The following is a 22,193-nucleotide window of genomic DNA, read 5'->3' on the forward strand; positions in this document are numbered from 1 at the left end:
TTATGTTTCTAGAAAGAGAGCAACAGATAGAATTTATACGAAGCGATTTGATGGGCCCTGCTCGTTCGATTCTTGAAGCCCCAGACAAGGTGCAAGTAAACAATTCATTCGAGTTCGCTTTGCCTGAAAAATGCCCCAGGGGAATTCCATTATTCTGGAAACCCAACGAAGAAACTCCTTGGCAGGAGATACTGCACTTTCAGGAAGAGTCACCGTTCCAGAAGTATGGGGTTGGGCTTTTGTTCGCTGATGGCGTAAACCGCTCGTCTTCTGGACCATCGGCGAATGAAGCCAGCGCTTTGGAGCATTCATTAGCTGAAGAAGTAGAACTAACTGCAGTGAGTGAAGATGTTTCTGAGAATGGAGCTCTCACTAATCCGGAAGAAGTGGGCGTTGATGCTAGCGAAGGTATTGAATTTGATATATCGAACACTGATCAGTTCAAACCTTCGACGATGGGGATATCTTTTTGTCTAGATAAAATGAAGGGAAGCATTGAATTTGTGGTCCCTCCAGAAGTGAAGTTTTGTTGGCAAGAAGCGGTGGATGAGCCTTTTCTGGTCAATGGTTTCTATCGTACTGGAGTGAAAAACGTAACCGATAAGTCTGGCAACCAGACGCAGAGACGTGCTTGGCTAAGAATGCCTGCTACCGATTCATCAACGCGAAAGTTGATTGATTTGGAGAAGTTGCGTGATGAAAGAAAACAGACTTTTGTTTTGAAGGTTGCAGACTCAGCTCCTGTTACGCTGAAAGCTCAGTTGTATGCCCGTCAAGCGCAAGGCAAATGGGTTGTTACCGCAGTTCTAAGAAATTTTGTTTCTCGACCTGAGAACATGTCCGATAGAGATCTGCTGAACAGGACATTATTTCAGAGCTATTTTGAGATCAGGTTTCCCGACACCGCACCATCACCTTACCCGGAAAGCATCCGGCCCTTCGACGAATTGGACGAGGAAGAGCAATCACTGGCCCTGCTGTACTCCGATACCGCTACTTGGGCGGTTGGTCATTCTTGTTCTGCTGGATGGGACAGCGAGAGCGGCGAAACACCACGATGTCTCTATGCTGACTTTCTTCCAGCAACTGAACTCCCAAGTATGACTCCAGATATAACAGATGCTGAAGGGGTACCTCTGACCATCTCGATGAGCAAACTGGCCTCAGCGCCGAGTGAAGGGCTGGAGAATCTGTCGTCTCTGGTGGACCTTTATGAAAATTGGATACAACAGCAGCGGTTGCAGGTTCCCTCCCTAAATCCGAGGTACACAGAAATCGCGAACAGAAATATAGATCGTTGCGAGACTTGCCTTCGGCGGATGAAAGAAGGTTTGGAAGTACTGAAGAGCAACCAGACCGCGCTGAAATCGTTTCAGGTAGCCAATCAGGCTATGTATCTGCAGCAGCTCGCAACCAAAAGGGTTGAACACAGGCCTCTTTATTGGAATAGCGCGTACGTTGGACCGATTCCACCGAAAGATCCCTCTAAATCCAACCCGGAAAAACTTCTCACGGAAGAGATTTCTGATTTGGGCAATTGGCGCGCTTTTCAGATCGCGTTTTTTTTAATGAGCATTCAAGGTTTGGTGAATGAGACCGATTCCGACGATCGAGGGATCGTCGATCTGATCTGGTTTCCAACCGGGGGCGGCAAGACTGAAGCGTATCTGGGGGTTGCTGCTTTTTATATGGTGATGCAAAGGTTGCTGATGAACAGCGATGATGAGCATGAATTACCTCGCGATGGTACCAGTGTTTTTATGCGGTACACCCTGAGGATGCTCACTACTCAGCAATTCCAGCGCGCCGCGAGCCTGATAGTGGCGTTGGAGCATATCCGTGCCAAGGAGAAGGAGAAGGAGAAGGGCCAGAGCTCACTTGGTGACAGACGCTTCTCGTTAGGACTGTGGATCGGGAGCGACGGGGCTCCAAACAAAGTTGACGACGCCCACTCCAGAGTCCAGAAGTACTTCAGAGCAAACGGAGAGCATGGGAACCCTTTGGTCCTCACAGAGTGTCCATGGTGCCGAAGCGAAATTGGTTTCCTTGCAGAAGATCCGAGACCTAGGAAGAAGGGCAGTAAGCCATGGAATAGAGTAGGCCACGCAGGATTTGGGCAGGATGCTCGAGGGAAGCAGGTGGTTCTCAAGTGTTCGGATGACGAGTGTGAATTTGGTGGTGAATTTGGATCAATACCGGTTGAGGTCATAGACGAGCGTATCTATGCATCGCCGCCGACATTGGTGATAGGTACGGCAGATAAATTCGCGATGCTCGCATATCGGCCCCAAGCTGGCTCGCTGTTTGGCAGAGATCAAAGCAGAGAAGGGCCGGTAGGGCTTGCCCGCCGTCCTCCCGGTTTGATTTTGCAAGATGAGTTCCACCTGATTTCCGGGCCTCTTGGGACTCTCTATGGATTGTATGAAACGGCCATAGAGGAGCTCTGTACAGTGGAGACAAATGCTGGACAGAGAATTAAACCGAAAATCATAGCTTCAACTGCGACTATACGGGGCGCGGAGCAGCAGGTAAGCAGTGTTTATGGAAGGGATCAACTCCAGCTGTTCCCAAGTCCCGGACTCAAGATGAGCGACTCTTTTTTTGGGCGCTATCAACGGAAGCCCAATGGGAAGTTAGCTTCTGGCCGCCTCTATTTGGGGATTCAGGCTACGAATTACCGATCATTCTTAACAACGCAGGTAAGGCTTTTTACAGCGTCTATATTTCGAACAGCGCTTTTCCCCGATGGCCAAAAAGATCCGTGGTGGACACTCTTGTGTTTTTATAACAGCTTGAGGGAACTGGGTGGTGGACGAACACTCTTTACTTCAGACATCGATTCACGACTGAACAATTACAATTATCGCTACGAATTGCCCAAGGCTATCGCCAGACATGCTAATCGTGTAAACGAGTTAACTAGTAGGAGAACCCAGGCGGAATTGGTCGCAGCAATGGACGAGCTCGCGAAAAAGTGGACCGCTGAGAACCCCGGGATCGATGCTTGTCTCGCCTCAAACATCATAGAGGTCGGAGTTGATATTGACCGATTAGCGCTCATGGCCATAGTGGGGCAACCTAAATCAACGGCTCAGTACATTCAGGTCACGGGTCGGGTTGGTCGGCGCTGGTGGGAGAGACCTGGTCTGATTTTATCCATGTATAACCCAGCGAAAAGCCGGGACCAGTCTCACTTTGAACAGTTTCACAGCTACCACAGAAGGCTATACGAGCAGGTTGAGCCGACGTCAGCTACCCCGTTTTCGATAGAAGCTATTCATCGAGGAGCTGTTGGTGCGTTCATTCTCTGGGCAAGGCAGCATTATCGAACCGGAAGACCGGGAGGGGAGTTTGCTTCTTACGCACCCCATATCACTTATATAAAAGAGGTCATGTCAGAGCGTGTTCAGAAGGTCATAAAAAACGATGATCAACGCTCAAGAGTGATTGATGCAATCGAAAAAGCATTTTCTACATTGACGAGTAAATGGGAGAGAAATCCTCAGGAATGGGAGGAATATCCCCATAAACCTGACGGTGAATACCTGCTCTTATGGCCAGGTCAGGCAGCATCTGATCTTCAGAGGGCGAAAGGTTGTCTGGTTCCGACCAGCATGAGAACGGTTGATGGATCGGTCTACATGCAGATCACTGATCTTTATGTCGATGCAGCGGAGGAAATATAGGTGGGTAGTGAAATACGACGCAGCCAGCTCATTTCACCATTTGGTCCTGGAAGTATTTACGTCGACAAACACGGGGTACCGACTGTAATTTGTGGTTTGGATTACTGGTTCAAGCACTATGCAGATGACACTGTTAAAGACAACACGAAGCTGCAGGAGATATGTTCAATCAATGAACCTCGACTTCAAAGCTTGCTTCGAATCCCTGAGTTAAGAGAACCGCCGACCTATACTACCAATTCGCAGGTTGATGAGCTCACGAAGGTAATGGTCCAGGGACATAGATTCCCGCGGTGGTATGTGAACTCACTGGACCGGAGGTTGGCTAGGTTCAATCTTGAAACCAGGAAAATCTCAGCCAAGGGAATCTGGAAGCCGGTGAGGTTTATGGCGGTTTGTTCCCACGGACATTTGGCAGATTTCCCGTGGAAGTCATGGGTTGGGTGTGAATGCACGGGAGAAAGTGGGCTGAAGTTAAACGATGGTGGAGGAGGTGATCTTTCGTCCATTCGAGTCCACTGTGAAAATTGTAATAAAAGCGAAACGCTGAGAGGTGCACTTCGAGCTGGGTCTGAGGAAACATTCTCTGGTCTTGCCGGTAGGGGGATCGCATGCGGTGGTGAACGTCCCTGGTTGGGTGAAGGCGGTCGTGACTATGTTTGCGAAGCCCAGCTGACCGGTGTTCTGGTTAACCAATCTAACGTTTATTTTCCAAATACGATTTCTTCAATCTATTTACCCCCGACGGAATCTGAGAAAGACGTTTCTGAGATTATCGAGGTTCTTGTTTCTTCAGATTGGGCTGTAACCAAAGCAAAAGTCTATCTGGATATGGGCGATGATGACGTTTTTTACGACAAGCTAAGAAAACTACTTTCCGACAATGGATTAGAGTGTAGTAATGAGACAATATTACGAGCTTACAATGCTCTTTCCGACGGTAATAAAACGCCTAATGATCGTTCTGTTTGTGCGTCGGACTCTGAACTCTTAGCTTTTCGACGAGCAGAATACAATACAATTCGTAATGAAGTGCCAGAGGATCTGAGCTCAGAGCTCAGAGTGGTGACCACTGAAGTGGATGAGAGCTTGTCAGGCTATATATCGAGAGTGAACCTGGTGGAAAGACTGCGTGAAACTAGAGTTTTTTGCGGATTTGACCGACTCGAGAGACAGCCTATCGATTTGGGGGCGATGCCGGGCAAGGCATTGAATCAATTGTTCAGACACCCCCCCAACGAACTTCATAAGCAATGGTTGCCTGCGGTCAAAAACTACGGGGAAGGGATTTATATTGAACTAAACGAAGACTCGATACAGCAATGGTTGGACCAAAACTCTGACGCACTCAAATCGAGGTATGATGAGGCCTTTGTGCTTAGAATGTCGTCTGAAGAGATTCTTTTACCTCCTCGGAACAATTGTGACTGGCGTTGGGGCGCAAAGTATCAGCTTGTACATACACTCAGTCACATTTTAATCAATCAGGTTGTTTTTGACTGTGGCTACTCTTCGGCCTCACTAAAAGAAAGATTGTTCATTTCAAACGACGAAGATAACCCAATGTCGGGATTCTTGGTATACACCGCCTCAGGCGATTCGGAAGGCAGTTTGGGAGGATTGGTTAATCTAGCTAGAAGAGAAATGTTTTTTGATACACTATCAAAGGCGCTCAACAAGGCGGTTTGGTGTTCTGCGGATCCAGTATGTTCAGAAAATATTTCAAGTAAGGGGTCCCGGTTGGTTAACAAAGCAGCGTGTCATGCTTGTGCGCTCTTGCCGGAAACCGCTTGCGAAACTATCAATAACGGATTAGATCGGGCTGCGGTAGTGGGCTTGCCTGAAGACCCTTCTTTAGGCTATTTCGGTAGTTTTTTGAGTAAGTAACAATTCGACTGCTCCTGTCCCCGTATTAGTCTCGCTTGAGTCAGGAGAAGCCGTTCTTATGCTTCGGTCAAATGGTTTGCCCGGTTAAGAGGCGGCGTTGGGCCCGTTGAGTTCTGAATTGAATTGGTTTCAACTCGGAGCTTACCCTTTCTTCATCTCTACTCCTTGAGTAGAGAGAAAACAACTTTTGCAATGTGATTCGCGAGCAGAGGAGGGACCGCGTTACCCACCTGAACATATTGTTCAGTCCTCGTGCCTTCAAAGAAATAGTTGTCAGGAAAAGTCTGAATTCTGGCGGCCTCTCTTACAGTTAAACTTCTGCACTGGCTTGGGTCATAATGAATGAAGTAATGACCATCCTTTGATATGTGGCTGGTTACCGTGCTGGCTACTCGGTTTTCTGCCTGAACCTTGAAGCGGTCAATAAAGTTTCCGGTAGTCCAATTCTTGTGTTTTGGAGCCAGGTTTTCGGGGTAATCACGAGAGCGTGGTGAGGTGCCATCTCTGGCAGCAGCATAGCAGCTTGCGTACAAATATCGGTGCAAATCTTCCGCCATATGGTTTCTGGCTTCATGGTTTACGAAGCCTGACAAGCATTCGTCTTCATACCAATGCTTCAACCCATCAGGCAGGTAGCCTTTTGGTTTTTGCTCGGCCGGGACCCATCGTCCACCTTGACTCAGTTCTTCAGTAGCAGACTCATACGCGTTCTTAGCGTTATCCTGAGCCTTGGTCGAGAAGGCGAGCCCAGAATAAACTTTGAGAAACGCTCTCTCGAAGTTGTTTTTCCATGCCGTGAAATTATTGGGTTTTGTTCTTGTTAGTCCACTTCGTAGTCGAGGCAAATTATTGATGACTTGCCCTAAATTAACCGGATCATCACGTCTCCAGTCTGAAAGCAGTTCGCCACTCAACTCTTCAGGCAGCAAATTTTTCCGAACACCGAGGAGGATTACTCTGTGCCTTGCTTGCGGAATCCCATAATCTTCAGCACGAATCACGAAATCTTTGTTCTGATAGCTGCCATATAGGTTGTGATCTTGAAGGGGGTGAGCAAAAGGCAATAGCTCATACTCAACTTCGTCTCTGCTACTGCAAAGGGCGCGAGCAGGGCAAACAAGGTCTTCTCGGATCTTCTGAAAAATAGATTCTCCATTAACCCTGGCGGTCAAAATGCCTTTGACGTTCTCCATAACGAAAATATCTGGCTGAACCAGGTCGAGAACTTTCAAATATTCTTTGTAGAGAAAATGGCGATGGTCGTCTGCGGCAACATAACCTTTAATACCTTTATTTCTGGCTCGACCGACCAGTGAATATGCTTGGCATGGAGGACCGCCGATTACTATTCTCTTTCCCGTATGCTCTGCAATCTGTTCTTCAATTGCCGAAAAAATCTCGTTGTGGTCCTCGCTGCCAAGTGCTTTTGGGCCACCAAGAGTTTCTTGTTTGGCAGCAGCCCACTCGTTGGGAAACTTATGTGAGAAAAACTGCTCTGCACTGACTTTGGGACTGCCCCGAAGATATTCATAGTATTCGGGAGGTACTTCGTGCCCGAGGAACTGGCGAAAGAACGCTCTCAAAGTGAGGGTTTTGTGGGCGCTGGCCTCTTTTTCAACCGAAGCTGCGATCTTGAAAGGATATTTCCCTTCAGGAGTTCTGAATGCGGAAAAGCCTTCACCAAGCCCTCCTGGACCAGCAAAAAGATCAATTACTTTGATAGTGTCAGTCATGCAAAGTTCGCCAAAATCAGGTAAGCGGGTAGGATACCAGGTAGCGCCCTAAATTCCAGAAAGCATTTATCAAATGGTTGATGTAGTCGATTCAAAAACCCGTTCCAGAATGATGTCAGGCATTCGTGGCAAGAATACAAAACCGGAAGTTTTGATCCGCAAGGCTCTGCATGCTGGCGGCTTCAGGTTTCGGTTACACCGTAAGGATCTGCCGGGCTCTCCTGACATTGTTCTACCAAAATATCGGGCAGTGATCTTGATCAACGGATGTTTCTGGCATGGCCATCAATGTCGATTATTCAAATGGCCCAAAACAAGGCCTGAATTCTGGAGGAACAAGATAGAGGGCAATATTCGCCGGGATCAGCAAAAATTGTCTGAGCTGAAGAGGCTGGGTTGGCGTGTATGCCTGCTTTGGGAGTGCGAAATCAAAGGTGCAAACGAAGAGCACCTGGATAGAGTAATCGAAAGCATATCGAAATGGTTGAAAGGTGAAGAAAGTTCTCTCTTCATTCCTGATAGCAGAACTCAAGCGATTAGTGATCAGCTAACAAATATCGGATGAAACAGGGAGTGAAGGGCCGCAAATGACAATCGCCCCATACAACCGCAACGCTCTAAACTTCTTCGTTCAATACAAGTCCCTGACCTTCGACCAAGTGCACAGTGACTGGTTGCCTCAGTTGGACCAAAAGGCGGGCCTCGCTCTGGATGTAGGCGCAGGCAGCGGTCGCGATTCCAGCGCTCTTGCAGCGCAGGGCTGGGATGTTGTTGCGGTAGAGCCCGCAGCCGGCTTAAGAGAGTTGGGGCAGGAAGCCACTCGCAGTCAGAGCATTCACTGGGTAGACGATCAATTACCCGATCTAGGTAAGATCCGGAAGCTGAGCTATCGCTTCGATCTGATTCTTGTTTCCGCTGTCTGGATGCATATCCCACCCTCTGATCGTGAACGTTCTTTTCGAATTTTGACTGAGCTTTTGGCACCGGGTGGCATGCTGGTGATTACGCTCCGGCATGGGCCCGGTGATGGCGAACGACTTTTTTACGACGTCAGTAGGGAAGAGCTGGAGGCTTTTGCCAAGCGCCGGGCACTGATCCCGCTTCCGGTGCCTGTCGAGCGCAAGAAGGATGAGCTCCAGAGGGACGAAGTATCCTGGGAGACACTGGCTTTCCGGTTGGCGGACGACGGCACCGGCGCATTGCCGACAGTCCGCCACATCATCGTTAACGATAACAAGTCCTCGACTTACAAGTTGGGTTTGCTGCGAACCCTTGTCCGGATCGCCGACGGTGCGCCCGGTCTGGCGCTTAAGCGGACTGATGACTGGGTGGATATTCCGCTCGGAGCGGTCGGGCTGTTCTGGATTATGCTTTATCACCCTCTGGTGCTCCGGCATCAGCTGCGGCAAGCGCCAGGTAGCCGTGGCTATGCTTTTGCCACGGAGGATTTCTTCAAACTGCAGAGTTTCACGCCGCTTGATTTCAGAGTGGGTATGTCGCTGTCGGCGGATGTTGCACCGGTAGTCCTTCGCGCTATCCGGGATGCTTGCTCAACCATTCTCAAGAACCCCGCCCATTTCACGACCTGGCCCGGGAGTAACCGTCCCATCTTCGAGGGTGGTTCGGCCAGGATTACCATCAGTAAGGAGTCGGTGCGTTTGGACAAAGCAACGCTTTCCCGGTTCGGTACCTTCCGTGTTCCTTCATTTCTCTGGGATGCGTTCAGTCGCTATGCGTGCTGGATTGAGCCTGCGATTGTTTATGAATGGATAGATCTGATGGGTAGCTGGGATCTGCGTTACCGCATGGATGACTATCATCGTGGTTTACAGTGGGTGGAAGGTCGGCGCGATACGTCAGCTGTCCGTCAAATGATTAACCAGCAGCTCGAGGCTGGTAGGGTCGAGTGCGTATGGACGGCCCAAAATCTCAAAGCGAAGCGGTTTGACGTCGACCACTGTTTTCCGTGGTCACGATGGAACAACAACGATCTCTGGAATCTGATGCCAGCGACTCATACGGCGAACGCTTCTAAGTCCGAAAAGCTACCTGGGGACCTTCTGCTCAAGGAGGCGCACCCTCGAGTAGTGAATTGGTGGGAGCAAGCCATTGTAGGCACGTCTCGTGAGGAGCAGTTCTTCTCAGAGGCTGAGGCCTCACTGCCATTGCTGGGGCAGGAACGAACCGTGGAAGGCGTCTTTGAGGGGATGCTTCAGCAGCGACTGAGGCTGAAAACCAATCTTCAGCTGGCAGAGTGGTTGGGGTTGTAAACTTATGCTTGAACAGCAGGAATTATCCATGCCCGAATCACCGCTTGCCCAATCCCTGAAGCTCCCCTGCGGAGCCGTCCTGCCCAACCGCATTGCCAAGGCAGCCATGACCGAAGGGCTGGCAGACGATCAGCTCCACGCTACCCACCGCCATGAAACCCTTTACAGTCGCTGGTCCGATGGCGGGGCGGGGCTGTTGATTACCGGCAACGTGATGATTGATCACCGGGTGCTGGAGCGGCCGGGTAACGTGGCGATTGATCCCGCGCCGGCTGAAGGCGAGCCGGCGGGTATGGCGCAGTTACGTGCCTGGGCCGAGGCGGGAACCCGCAACGGCAACCATTTGTGGATGCAGATTTCCCATGCCGGTCGCCAGTCGCCGCGTTACGTGACCACTCGTCCAATGGGGCCGTCGGAAGTCCAGCTATCGCTGATGGGCAACTATGCCCGCCCACGAGCACTCACGGAGCCGGAGATCCTCGATTTTATCCAGCGCTTCGCCAACGTGGCCCGGATCGCCAAGGAGGCGGGCTTCACCGGCGTTCAGGTGCACGGGGCCCATGGGTATCTGCTGTCGTCTTTTCTGTCGCCGGTCACCAATCAGCGTACCGATCGCTGGGGTGGCTCACTGGAGAATCGCGCCCGTTTCCTGCTGGAGGTGGTGCGGGCGACTCGCGCCGCTGTGGGGCCGGAGTTTCCGGTGGCGGTAAAGCTGAATTCCGACGATTTCCGCAAGGGCGGTTTTACGCTCGATGAGTCCGTGAAGGTGGTGCGCTGGCTCAATGAGGAGGGTATTGATTTGCTGGAGGTGTCTGGCGGCACATATGAGCAGCCACGGCTGCTCGGGTACAGTGGTGATGCCGACACGGCAAGCGAGGGGCCGGCCATGCGGGAAAGCACGCGCAAGCGGGAGGCTTACTTCCTGGATTATGCCCAGACGATTCGTGAGGTGTGCGATTGCCCGCTGATGGTCACCGGTGGATTCCGGACGCGCGCGTTTATGGAGGAGGCAGTCGCCAATGGCGAAACCGACGTGATTGGCCTTGGCCGGCCACTCTGCACGGATCCCGATACGCCCAGGGATCTGCTTGAAGGGCGCATTGATAAGACGGTTTGCCATGAAGACCACATCAAGCTTGCTCAACGAGGGTTTTTCTCACCGGCGAGTCCGCTGATGCCGCTTAAAGTCATTAATGTGCTGGGCGGCCAGGCATGGTACTACCAGCAGATTTTCCGGCTGGCGGATGGCGAAGAGGCTGATCCGGACCTGGGTATCCTCAAGGCCGTCGGGGCTTTTGTTAAGGATGAATTGAGCCGGTCCCGGCGGGTGAAGAAGGCCCGCCTTACCTAAAGATGATTCTCTGGATCGACCGGGGAATAAACCGGGTGATAAATTCGGCAGCGTAGGTCTGGGGTGTAACCAGGTATCGAGGCTTGGGTCGTGTCGCCTCTGCTGCCCTGACAATCTTTTTCGCGACGTCCGACGCACTGGCTGTAAAGGGCTTGATTCTGGCGCCTGGCGCGAGCGCTGCTTCCATTGCCTTGTACTTTTCCCGGTGCACGGCGCTGGCCTGGCCAAGCACGGGCTGCAACGCGGCCAGGGCATGCTCTCTGAACCGGGTCACCACGGGGCCCGGGAGCACCAGCGAGATACTTTCCAGGCTGTTGCTGCCCTGTTCATCAAACCAGAAACTCTCATGGGCCGTGTTCATCGCGGATTTGGCGGCACAGTAGGCGCCTTTCATTTTCTGGGGCGCGATGGAGAGAACGGAGCTAACCGCGATGACCCGCAAGGGTTTACCGTGCTGTTCGCAGAGCCCCAGGCAGACAGCAGCCAGCTTGATGGGGCCGAATACGTGGGTACTGAACTGCTTTTGCCACATGGGTTCGGAGAGATCGCGAAGCGCGCCGAATTGCCCGTAACCGGAGTTGTTGACCAGAATCACCCGCTCGGCTGCTGCAATTTCCGTGTCCAGAGCGCCCGCAAGCCCTTCGATCTGGTCAAAGGACTCTAGATCCAGCGCCAGCTCCAGATCGGCAGACTCGACACCAGCTGGCTGTCGGGACAAAGCGATCACCCTGTAGCCTTTCCGGGCAAAGAGGGCGCAGGCTTCACGGCCAATGCCGGCGCTGGCACCGGTTATCAGAGCGAGTTTGGTCATCGGATCAACCTCCAATCCTGCATCCGCAGCTGAAATTCACCAGCCTGTCGTCCGGAAACAAAAAGGCTGACCGAAGCCAGGTGCGAAAGATTCAGTGCTGCCTCATCGGTCAATGTTTTGCCGCGCCAGGTAGGGATGAAATCACTGAAGGGGAGTCGGATGCGGCTCCATTCTTCTGTACCTGGTGTGAATGCATGCTGGTACACAATGCTGCGCCGGTTGGTGCTGTTGCGAAGGCCGATCTTGTAGGTTTTTCCGTCGCCCCGAGCAAGAAGCTCGATACCGGTGTAGTCAGCTGCATCGAAAGGTTCCGGCAGGTCAGCTTTCACAGACGAAAATCCGCCGCCGTTGTCCAGTCGCACAGTGCCGTGAAAGACGCCAACGCCGCCCTCTGCAAGATCAACGGTGCCGTTAGACTGCCCGCCCATCACGCGGTCACCGAGGGGCTGCCAGGTTAACTGGCTTGCCTCTGAATGGAACGAGACAAGTATCGGGTTTTGCGTGGCGTTCCCGGAAATATCCCGGTTCTGCATAGAGTTACCTTCGATAGTTCAAAAACGTATTAAGTGTCGTTCGCCGCAATAGCTTACTGGCTATCCAGTACTTCCGCGGTCAGTGGATGGCGAGCTGGAAAACCATCATGCCCAGAAAGGCCAGTACAATCACAACACCAACTGAAGCCGGCTCCAGCTTTTTATTAGCATCCGGCAGAAGCTCGGCAAACACCATCCAGATCATAGCACCCGCAGCCAAACCAAGGCCGAAGGGAAGCATGGGTTTGAAGGTACTTACGAACAGGTAAGCGGGAATGGCCATCAATGGTTGCGGCAAGCTGCTGAAAATACTCCAGCCGGCGGCCTTGGTGACGGACATGCCTCTTGGCACCAGGATAAGTGCAATGGGTGTGCAGCTGTTTCTGTGTTCCGGGAATTATCGGTAACTACCGAGGAATCCTCGGTTATTGCCTGTTTTCCCAATAATCTGGCTCGCGATGAAGATTCATAACAGCAAGAATGAAAATGCTGTTCTTCTTTTCAACGTAAAGAACGCCATAGGGAAATCGTTTGACGAGTGAGCGACGAACAGGCTTTCGAATGAAGCTCCAGGCCTGGGGGAATTTGACAGCTCTGGCTACTGCTTGCTCGACTTGCTCGGCGAGATCTACTCCGAGGCCAGTTTGAATTGATTCGTAGTAATCGATTGCATCATTCAATTCCGCTTCCGCTGCGGGGTGAAAGGAATAATCCATTATTTCTGCAGCCTGCTCCGAATCTTTCTGAAAACCTCATCGCCGGGCACAGGATTCACCCTGCCGGAATCCAGGTCGTCCAGGCGGCACTTGGCAACTTCTACCCATTTTTCGTCAATACTGGCTTCGTTTGGGTTTAGGCTTTTCAATAATGACTCTATAACCAGCGCTCGTTCGTCGACGGGAAGAGCGCTAGCCTCGTCAATTAAATCCTGAAGGCGCATATTTTTTGCTCCAAGAGTGGTGAGGGGCCAAGTACGGTATCCATATTAACGCTTTATGAGTTATTTTGCTTCCCAGCCCATACGCAAATCCAAGAATAACCGTGGTACGCCCTTGAACGACTATCTCGACAAAATCCTGCGTGGCCAACCGATTAATTATGAAGCCTTCCTGAAAAAGCTTCCGGAGCAGTTTCGCCGGCGCCATCGGGACATGTTTGCCACAGAAAAGGTCCAGTCCAACCGATGGCTGGTCACGGTCCGGGATGAAACCGCTTTCGCGGAGCTGCAGAACGTCGCGGAGGCTCCCTTAAACAGAGTAGACGCCGCTAGAAAAGGTGACTCTCATCGCCATGGTACTGAGGTAAGTTTTCTTCTGGTTTACCATGGGGTATTGGCATCCAGCCGTCCGGATGTGGTTGTTATCAAGAGCGATTCTGTTGACATCGGTTTTCAGCGCGCCGGCTCCGTGCTGGTAATAGAAAACGAGCGTAACTTCTACCAATATCAGCAGATGCTGAAGTTTACCGGTGAGGCTCTTGGCTGGGCCTTGCATCTGGCGGACTGCGATGTGGTATTGGGCAGTGGTAACCGGGTGACCCGGCGCGCGATTCTCGACTGGTTGCAGGGCTATGAAGAAGTATTCTGCGCATTCGATTATGATGCGGGTGGTCTGCAAATGTTCTCGACGGTCGCAGCCTCTCTTGGTGACAAAGCCACCTTTGTTCAGCCGCCCGACTGGCAACCATGGCTGGGCCGGTTCCGCAAACTACCGGACACCACCGAACGGTTTACGAGGGCGATTTCCTTGGCGGAGGGGCATGGCTTCTTTGCCCTCGCAGAGGCCTTCCGGGCAACCGGCAAATTCATGGAACAGGAGATGATTCTGGATGAGTGACTCCCAGGGGAGCCCAGGCAATTTCAATTTTGGTATTCGCCGTCTGGTGTTGGTGGACTCCGCCGGCTTCTGTTACGTGGAAATTCCGGTGGACAACCATGGCCTGATCCTGGGCCCGGGCAATCTGGGCAAGTCCAGTCTGCTGAATTCGCTGCGACTGTTCCTGCTGCCGGAAAACAACTTCAAGAACAGCCGCAAGAAATTCGCCTTTCGAAATGCCAGTGCCGGTAGCTTTTACACCAACGAGGAAAGCTACCAGCATTACTTTCCCAGCCAGTTCAGTTTCCTGATCATGGAGGCCGAGAACCCGGCCGGGGTGCATTGCCAGATCCTGTATCGGGACAGCGCCAGCCAGCTCAGCTACGGCCGAGCTTTTGTGCCGGTGGGCTACGATCAGCTGCGGCCACTGTTCTGGGATGGAAATGATGAGGACGGCATTGGCCAGGCGGTGCCGGAGCTGTCTTTCAGCCGTTTGTCCGAGGCCTTGAAAAAGCTTTCCAAAGAAACCCGATTGGTGAATGACCCGGCTAAACTCAAGCAGATGCTGTACAGCAGCGAGCTGATGAACGCCGATGCGGTGCGCTATTCCGTGCTGCCCCTGGGTGAGTCTGATGAGCGCCGGGTGCAGTCGCTGCGCACCTTGATCCTGCTGCTGTTTGAGATGAAGGCAGACGATCAGGCCATGTCCAATGCGGTGGCCAGCATTATCGAGGCAGACAAGAAATTCGCCGACGATGCCTTCGATTTCAACATCGACGACTTTCTCAATCGCCACGACCAGTTGAAGCAGCAGCAAGCCCAGCTCACGAGAATCGAGAAAGAGCGTTCACGGTTTGACAAGCTCCAGAAGGATTACCAGGCCTACCAGACGCTGCTTCGCAGTCAGCATGATTTTGCCGCGTTTCGGGATGGTGTTAGCCATGCCCTGCAGGATATTGGCGCAAGGCGTAAAGCCGCGGTAGAGGCATTCAACGAACAGAACGAGACGCTGCGCCATGTGCTGCAGGCTCTGAAAAAGCTGGAGCAGGACGCCAGCGGCCTTAAGGGCGAGATCCGTTCCGCCGATCGGCGTATCAAGCAGGCGGAGCAGAACCAGAAAGATGGCGAACTGCTGCTCTCTCAATATGGAGATAATACGCTTCAGGAAATCGAAGACATCCAGAAAGAGGAACTCGATGGCAAGAAAGGGCACCTGGCCGCGCTGAAAAGTGCCGCCCAGGCCGAGATCCGGCTGGAACAGATCCAGAAAAAGAAGCAGGAGCTTGAGCGCAAGCTGGAATCCCAGAAGGAACGGGAAAGCAAGCAACATTGGCAGCTTCAGAACCAGCTGGACGAGGCCACTGCCGCACCGCTGCGGGCGGTGGACCCACGATTGGTGATGGCGAGCCCGGGCCAGGATCTGGATGCCGACAGCAAGGCGGCCATCGAGGCATTCGCCCGGCTGTTTTTACCCACCGATAAAGGCTTTGACTGGTTCGATGCCGAATATCAGGCCCAGCCAGCGCGGCAGACCGACTTTGCAGCGCAGCGCCGGCATATTGAAGGTGAGCTTCGTGGGCTGGAAAAGGAGCGGGCCGAGCTGGCGGCCACTGCCAACCAGGAACATGACCGGCCACGGTTGATTGAGCGCACCGAGAAAGAGATCCGTGCGATCGAGAAAGATCTGGAAACGCTGCAGCGTTTCCCGGCCGCCGCGACCACTCTTCGGGACGCCACCGACGAAAAGCAGGCAGCAGAGGAACAGCTGGCCAAGCTGGAAGAGCAGGCCCGGCTGGAGCAGGAAAAGCAGGATGCGGTGCAGCAGAAGGCCGCCAAAGCCAGGGCCGAAAAAGAGCGGATCGAGGAGCGGGAACGGGAGCTGGCAGGTCTCAGCCGAAGCGTTGGCACGGTAGAGCATCGCTTCCCGCATCTGAAAGCCGCGGAAGCGGAACAGCCGTTGGACATTGAACAGGTGTCTGTGGCGGCGTTTGACGACCTTCAAACCCAGCTGGACGACCTGGAGGAGCGCCGTCGCAGTATCCTTGACCACCTTCGCCAGTTCGTGTATCACGGCATCCACGAAGATACCGAAGGCGAACTGCAGAAAGACAGCCCCGCGTCATCGGCTATCCGGGAAACGTTCAAAGGCCTCTCAGATCTGTTTGCCGGCATGGCAGAGCGCTGGAATGTGCTGGAGCAGCAGGTGGGTATCCACAATGAAACCGTGGCCAGCTACCGGCAGGCCCTGAAATCCAACCACGAGCACATTGCCCGTTTCGAGGCGCAGCTGAACCGTGAGCTCGAAGGGGTGCGCATCAACGATCTGGTGGAAATCCGCGTGGATATTCATACCGATCCGAAATTCCGCAATCTGGTGGAAGAAGCGAACAACATCGACCCCTATGGCAACCAGCTGCAGTCGGACGCGTTTTATGACCGTTTGCGGGTGTTCGTGGCGGACTTTTTCGGGGAGGGCGGCAGCAAGCGCCTGACCATGGACAAGGTGATCACCGGCATTTCCTACAGAACCCGGAAGGAAAACGCCACAAGCCTCGACAAGAAGGGCCAGTCCACCTCCACCACGGCCCTGATCAATCTGGAACTGGTGTACCGGCTGCTGAAACGGGTGTTGTACCCGGGCGTTCAATTGTCGTTCCCCATGGTGCTGGATGAGCTGGCCAGCGTGGACATCAGCCAGATGCCCTCGCTGCTGGAGCGGTTACGCAAGCAGGGCTTCAACCTGTTCTCTGCCGCCACTCATAGCGCCAGCGCGGAAGTGATTTACCTGATCGGCCGACACCTGGAAGTAGGGCAGATGCGCACCGCGAAGCCTTACAGCCCGCAACGTACCCTGGTGTTCTGGGGTGGAGCGGAGGGCTTTACCAACGGCGAGGCCATGAGCCACTGGGCTGATCAGACCCAGGCTAGCCTGATGGAGCAGGTGGATGAGTAAACGGTTCAGCACCCTGGATACCACCCGGCTGCTGTTCGAGCACCCGAAGATCCTGTTCCGGATGATCGAACGGATGGACCGGAACGAAGCCCGGTATATCCGTGAGAGCGATCTGGTGGCCGAGGTGATGGACTATACCCGCACCCTTGGCAACGCCGACCGGGATCGGGTGCGTTTTGCGCTGAATACCGACAATCTGTTCCGCAGCGGCCTGGTGATCGATATCATCAAGGCCGAAGGTGAGCGGCGCCTGGTGTTTCAGGATGCCCTGATCAACCTGATGCGTGCCTGCAACGCGTCGCTGTACCAGGAACTGACGGATGCTCGGCTTCGCGGCCATCTTGTAACCCTTCGGGACGTGCGCAATCGGCTCGAGACCAGCTCTTTCAGCGACGCCGATCCGGACTACACCGAACTGAGGGATGATCTGAACGAGCGGGTGAGCCAGCTCATCGGTTTGCTGCGCCAGAATGTCCTGCGCATGCAGACCATCAGTGCGCAGCTTGCGGATCTCTCCGGCGACGCCAGCCGGGCGCCCCAGAAATTCCTTGAGTTCCGCCAGAACCTGTTTGAGCAGATCGTTACCCTGTACGAGCGCCACATCAAGCCGACCCTGGTGTTTTTGAACCCGGATACGCGGCTGCCGGATGGCAGCAACCTGTTCGAAACCCTGGAAGCGATGGTGCGGTTGCTGGAAAATCACGGCGATCACAGCCTGGCAGATCAGTTGTTCCGTTCCTCCATTAGTTTGAACGCCCTGTACAAACCCATTCAGGCGGTGGCCCAGGAGGTGGAGCACTTCCTGCGCAAGACGCGCCAGGGCATGGTCCAGTACAACGCCATGGAGCATTTCTACGGCAAGCTGCAGGAACTCAAGGGGGAAACCGAGACCCTCAGCCTGAAACGAAAATGGCTGGAAGGTGGAAACTTTGCCCGCAGCACCGGTTTTCTGATCGGCCTTCGGGCCCAGCAGCGCCCGAAACACTACGTCTTCGGTGAATCGTCCAGCTACTACCAGCTGTTGTTCAGCGAACTGGACCTGAGGCTGAACGACCTCCGCCGCAGGGCAGAGGTGCCGGTACTGCAGCAAGTTGATGGCAGCGGACGCCATACCCGGATTGATGTCCAGCGTATCAACCAGCTCTATCAATGGCTGGAAACCCTGGAGCTGCGGCCAACAACCGATCTGGTACGTGAGCTTCACGGGCGCCTGGACGGGTTTATCCCCGGCTATCGCTTCCCGGACCTGCTGGCGGCGTTGAACCGGCTGGTAAACTCGCCCCCCGAGGGCTTGCAGGTGGTGACTACCAATCGCTTCCGAATCCTCGATCAGTCATCCGACAGTGAACAGTTTGTCTACCGAAAGCGTCGCCTGGAGCAACAGAATGTCTGAATTTGAAGAAATCCTCCCGGCCCACAGCGCCGCAATCTACCGGGAATTCCAGGCCGGCCGGGTGATTGTGCGTGATGTGTGGGACGGCAACCGCTCCGAGTTGCGTGCCAATCCGCTCTACAACCTGCTTTATAACCATCTGTCCCATTTCCGGACCTTCTATGAGCACCTGGGCAGTGAGCTGGTGTTCAACGAAACCGGCGCGTTTTTCTTTCTCAAGGAAAGCAGCGAAGAGGAGAACGAAGAGCACGATGAGAACGCCTTCCGGGTGCAGGTAATCCTGCTGCTGATCGGGCGTTATTTCGCACGCAGCGGTCGGGATCTTGAATACCTTGGCCGGCCCGATGCCGGGTTGAATGAGCAAGACCTCTCTTCCCTGGCTAGCGATGAGGAATATCAGGAAATTCTGCGTGCAGCCCGTTTTGAAAAGGGCGTGCCGGAAGCGCTGGATTACCTGGAAAAACGCCATCTGCTGTTTCGCGCGGGTGCGGGGCGCTGTTTCCTGAGTTCGGCCGGGCTGTATTTTCTGCAGGAGCTGGTTCGGGAGTTTGAACAAGGGTAGTGTTTTCCTGATCAGAAGCTGGTCAGGAATTCTTCAACTTTGTTTGCCGGCATGGGCTTGGCATAGAGAAAACCCTGAGCGAGATCACAACCCAGTTCGGTGACCAATTGGGCCTGTTCATCCGTCTCAACACCTTCGACCAGCACGCTTAGGCCCAGGCTGTGGCCAACGGTAACCATTGCCTCCATGATGGCCATGTCGGCGCTATCCTGCATCGCATGTTGCAGAAAGCTCCTGTCGATTTTGATTCCACAAACCGGGAGTTTTCTGAGATAGACGAGAGAGGAGTGCCCGGTACCGAAGTCATCGATCGAAATGTGCACGCCTGCCTGTTTCAGTTTTTCTAACTGTTTGGTTTGGTTTTCATCGCTGCCGAAAACCTCGTTTTCAGTCAGCTCCACCCCAAGCTGGTGAGGCTGAAGATTGTAACGTTCCACCGTTTCGAGAATATGGCTCGCAAGGTGTGGATTGGTGAGCTGTCGTCCCGATAGGTTGATATCAACCCGCAGGTTTTTCAGAGGGGTTTCCTGCCATGCGTCGAGTTGCTTGCAGGCTGCTTCGATAACCCATTCGCCAATCCGGTTGATGAGACCGGACTTCTCAGCCACTGGAATGAAAGTAGCTGGCGACACTGCTCGGGATTGACCGTGAAAACAGCGGAGAAGTGCCTCGCAGGAGTCGCTTTTTCGATCAGCCAGGCTGATCTGGGGCTGGAAAAACAATTCCAGCCCATCGTTATTCAAGGCGTCTCTGAGCAGGTTGGTGATTTCTTGATAATGGACCAGCCTGTCGTTGATGTCGGGGGTATAGAAACACACGCCGTTCTTGCCGGTTTCTTTGGCCTGGTACATGGCCGCGTCTGCATTGCCCATCAGCTCGGCCACGGTGGTGCCATTATGCGGGAAAAGACTCACGCCGAAGCTGGCGGTAACCTGGTAACAATCGCCCTCCAGATGCACTCTGTGTTCCAGAGCGTCTATCAACCGACAAACAAGTTCGTGAATACCTTCAGGGCCTTCGAAATCGAAGATCAGCAAGACAAACTCGTCCCCGCCAAAGCGGCTCAACAGGTCTCCGCCTCGAAGTTCGGCCCTCAAAGTTTCGGCCACCGCTATCAGGAGGCTGTCACCATGATGATGGCCACGGGTATCGTTGATGATTTTGAAATTGTCCAGATCGATAAAAACAACCGCTACTTCCTGATGCAGGCGATCTGCTTCATCCAGTCGGCTCGACAACTCGGCTTCCATGAAATGCCGGTTGGGTAATCCGGTCAGGTCGTCAAAACTCGCGCGCCGGTAAAGCTCGTCTCTGGCTTGTTTCTGCTCCTCCAGGCTGATGTCGATGCAGAACATCTCACATTCGCCGCTGTCCTGTTTGATCATTACATGGCTGGAGTAGACGGGGACCAGGTGCCCTTCTTTGTGCTTCAATTCGAGTTCGTCGGAGGGAATGCTGATGTTTTTCTCAAGCCAATTGCGGTGCGCTTCGATCACACCGGTGCGCATGTGATCGGGAATGATCAGGTCTTCCAATAGCTCTCCCAGCGCTTCATCCCGGGAATAGCCATAAATGCGCGCGCTTGCTTCGTTCCAATAAATTACCCGGCGGTGTCTGTCGTATCCCTGAACAGCCACCATGGGCAGACTCTCGATCAGCTCGTAAAACCTGTTTTCACTGTCCTCGGTAGCCGATCGACTTCCTTGTCCAATATCCATTGCGGGTCAGCATCCTCATGATTAGCGATAAACGTTTCGCGAAGCGATGATGCAATAGAATGAGAATAGTTCGGGACCCCAGGGTTATCTAGTTGGTTTACTGATTGGTAGGGCGGTGCTGTCTCTAGAGCGGCGTTGCAGTCTGCTCTGCGGTTTCCTGCTCCTGCTCCAGCTCTTGCTCCAGCCTGGCGATACAGCGATCGAATGCCCGGCTGATCCTGGTCTGGTCCTTGATCATGGCCAGCCGTGGCCATGTGGCCTGTTCACCGAGATTGATATACATCTCGAGATCTTCAGGGGTCGGGTTGGAGAGGACCTTTCGGTAAAGGGACGCCCTGGGCGGGAAATGGATGTTGATGTCCCCGAGGTATTGCTGACTGGTCATGGCGTAGGCCTGCTCGATGAGTGGCCGTGGCTTCTGCTGGGTGCGGGTGGGGGAGACGGAGATATTCAGAGTTCGGCCACTGTGCTCATAGGCTTCCTTGAAACTGACGCTGCCAAGATTGTGCTGGAGATGCTCCTGAAGTTGGCGCGGATCCATGGCATGGCCAGCCCTCAAGCCTTCCGTGACGCCGAGCCAGTGGAAGGCATTCAGGTGAATCCGTTCCGGATGGTTAAAAAACTCTGCCAGTTCCTTGTCGTTCCGTGTGCAGATGGCACCCGCCACGATGGCACCCATGCTGGAACCGGCCATGACATCCGGCAGCAGATCCTGTCGCCAGAGCGCCCGGGTGACACCGATGTGGTAAATACCAAAGGCCGCACCACCGCTGAGCATCAGGGCCGGCCGGCCATAGACCCGCTCGGCGTCCTGAAACATTTTCAGTTTTCGGGCGGTTGTCACTTCCGGAATAGGGTGGTCGCAAATGAATTCCATGGACGTCTCGACGGCATCCAGGAATTCACCCACCAACCGATTGGTGCCGCTGCGCGCCACGGTGTAAAGATCGGGATAGGATAATTCGCCCAGGTGACGGTAGAGGCTCTCCTGAAGGATCCGGATCAGTCGCCGCGTGTCGCCATTCTGCCGGCAATGGTCCATGAGGCCCATGTGCTTGCGCATCAGGCTTTCATGCAGCATCCCGGTCTCTTCCTGCTCGCGCCAGTCCAGCAGCCCGTCCATGTCATCGAGCGCGGTAGCGGCCTCGCACCAGTGCTCGTAGTCGTGGGCCTGTTCCAGTTGCTGCTGGAGCTGTTTTCGGGTCTTCAAGGCGTGTTTCATGCTTTTTACCTTAACCCATACGGCCCAAGCTGTGCAGAGGCTGGTTTCCTGGCTCCGGGTTATTTGCTATGTTTAGGCCCGTGGGTTGGGTTTTATTACCAATCAGACATGTCTGCGGGAGAGACTGAATCCCTTGCGATCAGCGCCGAAGGAGCAACTGCCCCGGAAACTCTCAGGCAAAAGGACCGCTGGCATGAATACTTTCCGAAGAGCTGTCGACAATCGCGTCAGTCGGCACACCGAAGGAGCAAACGACCGTT

Annotated in this window: 17 protein-coding genes and 1 riboswitch; of the genes, 9 read left to right on the forward strand and 8 right to left on the reverse strand. The window is 53.6% G+C overall.

Going from position 1 to position 22,193, the window contains the following annotated elements:
- Window positions 1–2 precede the first annotated feature (2 nt).
- Complete coding sequence (locus BM035_RS14000; protein ID WP_092032641.1) at window positions 3–3,686, forward strand: helicase-related protein; 3,684 nt, start codon at window positions 3–5, stop codon at window positions 3,684–3,686.
- Window positions 3,687–5,573: a DUF1998 domain-containing protein gene (drmB, locus tag BM035_RS14005; protein ID WP_092032643.1), complete on the forward strand. Its 1,887-nt coding sequence runs from the start codon at window positions 3,687–3,689 to the stop codon at window positions 5,571–5,573.
- A 158-nt stretch (window positions 5,574–5,731) separates the two neighbouring features.
- On the opposite strand, the gene BM035_RS14010 is transcribed toward drmB, so the two are convergent.
- Entirely contained in the window at window positions 5,732–7,306 is a 1,575-nt protein-coding gene (locus tag BM035_RS14010) for a DNA cytosine methyltransferase (protein WP_092032646.1), read from the reverse strand.
- Between the two features lie 73 nt (window positions 7,307–7,379).
- On the opposite strand from BM035_RS14010, the gene BM035_RS14015 reads away from it, so the two are divergent.
- The 3 genes from BM035_RS14015 to BM035_RS14025 are packed head-to-tail and all read left to right on the forward strand — an operon-like array spanning window position 7,380 to window position 10,927.
- On the forward strand, window positions 7,380–7,871 hold the full coding sequence (locus BM035_RS14015) for a very short patch repair endonuclease (RefSeq protein WP_092032648.1): 492 nt from the start codon (window positions 7,380–7,382) through the stop codon (window positions 7,869–7,871).
- A gap of 22 nt (window positions 7,872–7,893) precedes the next feature.
- Window positions 7,894–9,576, forward strand: coding sequence for a class I SAM-dependent methyltransferase (locus BM035_RS14020; RefSeq protein WP_092032652.1), 1,683 nt, complete (start codon window positions 7,894–7,896; stop codon window positions 9,574–9,576).
- A 28-nt stretch (window positions 9,577–9,604) separates the two neighbouring features.
- On the forward strand, window positions 9,605–10,927 hold the full coding sequence (locus BM035_RS14025; protein WP_092032655.1) for an NADH:flavin oxidoreductase/NADH oxidase family protein: 1,323 nt from the start codon (window positions 9,605–9,607) through the stop codon (window positions 10,925–10,927).
- On the opposite strand, the gene BM035_RS14030 is transcribed toward BM035_RS14025, so the two are convergent.
- From BM035_RS14030 to BM035_RS14050, 5 genes are all read right to left on the reverse strand, one after another.
- On the reverse strand, window positions 10,920–11,738 hold the full coding sequence (locus BM035_RS14030) for an SDR family NAD(P)-dependent oxidoreductase (protein ID WP_008171225.1): 819 nt from the start codon (window positions 11,736–11,738) through the stop codon (window positions 10,920–10,922). The two genes, BM035_RS14025 and BM035_RS14030, sit on opposite strands and share 8 nt — an antisense overlap.
- Entirely contained in the window at window positions 11,735–12,271 is a 537-nt protein-coding gene (locus BM035_RS14035; RefSeq protein WP_008171223.1) for a CIA30 family protein, read from the reverse strand. Before BM035_RS14035 ends, BM035_RS14030 begins: the two co-directional genes overlap by 4 nt.
- 79 nt (window positions 12,272–12,350) lie before the next feature.
- Complete coding sequence (locus BM035_RS14040) at window positions 12,351–12,611, reverse strand: hypothetical protein (protein WP_199185513.1); 261 nt, start codon at window positions 12,609–12,611, stop codon at window positions 12,351–12,353.
- Window positions 12,612–12,696: 85 nt separating this feature from the next.
- A complete protein-coding gene (locus tag BM035_RS14045) occupies window positions 12,697–12,987 on the reverse strand; it encodes a type II toxin-antitoxin system RelE/ParE family toxin (RefSeq protein ID WP_008171220.1) in 291 nt (96 codons plus the stop codon).
- Window positions 12,987–13,211, reverse strand: a complete 225-nt coding sequence (locus BM035_RS14050) for an addiction module protein (RefSeq protein WP_008171217.1) — start codon at window positions 13,209–13,211, stop codon at window positions 12,987–12,989. Before BM035_RS14050 ends, BM035_RS14045 begins: the two co-directional genes overlap by 1 nt.
- A gap of 112 nt (window positions 13,212–13,323) precedes the next feature.
- Here BM035_RS14050 and BM035_RS14055 point away from each other — a divergent pair, with 112 nt between their 5' ends.
- The 4 genes from BM035_RS14055 to BM035_RS14070 are packed head-to-tail and all read left to right on the forward strand — an operon-like array spanning window position 13,324 to window position 18,993.
- Window positions 13,324–14,106, forward strand: coding sequence for a hypothetical protein (locus tag BM035_RS14055; protein ID WP_039881870.1), 783 nt, complete (start codon window positions 13,324–13,326; stop codon window positions 14,104–14,106).
- Entirely contained in the window at window positions 14,099–17,038 is a 2,940-nt protein-coding gene (locus BM035_RS14060; protein WP_092032657.1) for a hypothetical protein, read from the forward strand. The genes BM035_RS14055 and BM035_RS14060 overlap by 8 nt, the downstream gene beginning before the upstream one ends.
- Window positions 17,031–18,431 carry a hypothetical protein gene (locus BM035_RS14065; protein WP_092032660.1) on the forward strand — a complete coding sequence of 467 codons (1,401 nt, stop codon included), beginning with the start codon at window positions 17,031–17,033 and terminating at the stop codon, window positions 18,429–18,431. Before BM035_RS14060 ends, BM035_RS14065 begins: the two co-directional genes overlap by 8 nt.
- A complete protein-coding gene (locus BM035_RS14070; protein WP_092032662.1) occupies window positions 18,424–18,993 on the forward strand; it encodes a condensin complex protein MksE in 570 nt (189 codons plus the stop codon). The genes BM035_RS14065 and BM035_RS14070 overlap by 8 nt, the downstream gene beginning before the upstream one ends.
- An 11-nt stretch (window positions 18,994–19,004) precedes the next feature.
- On the opposite strand, the gene BM035_RS14075 is transcribed toward BM035_RS14070, so the two are convergent.
- Entirely contained in the window at window positions 19,005–20,711 is a 1,707-nt protein-coding gene (locus BM035_RS14075) for a putative bifunctional diguanylate cyclase/phosphodiesterase (RefSeq protein WP_092032665.1), read from the reverse strand.
- A gap of 124 nt (window positions 20,712–20,835) precedes the next feature.
- Complete coding sequence (locus BM035_RS14080; RefSeq protein ID WP_092032669.1) at window positions 20,836–21,933, reverse strand: DUF3336 domain-containing protein; 1,098 nt, start codon at window positions 21,931–21,933, stop codon at window positions 20,836–20,838.
- 105 nt (window positions 21,934–22,038) lie between these two features.
- Window positions 22,039–22,131: riboswitch (glycine riboswitch) on the forward strand.
- Window positions 22,132–22,193 lie beyond the last annotated feature (62 nt).

Origin of the sequence: Marinobacter sp. DSM 26671, from assembly GCF_900112835.1 — a bacterium.
GTDB lineage: Bacteria > Pseudomonadota > Gammaproteobacteria > Pseudomonadales > Oleiphilaceae > Marinobacter > Marinobacter flavimaris.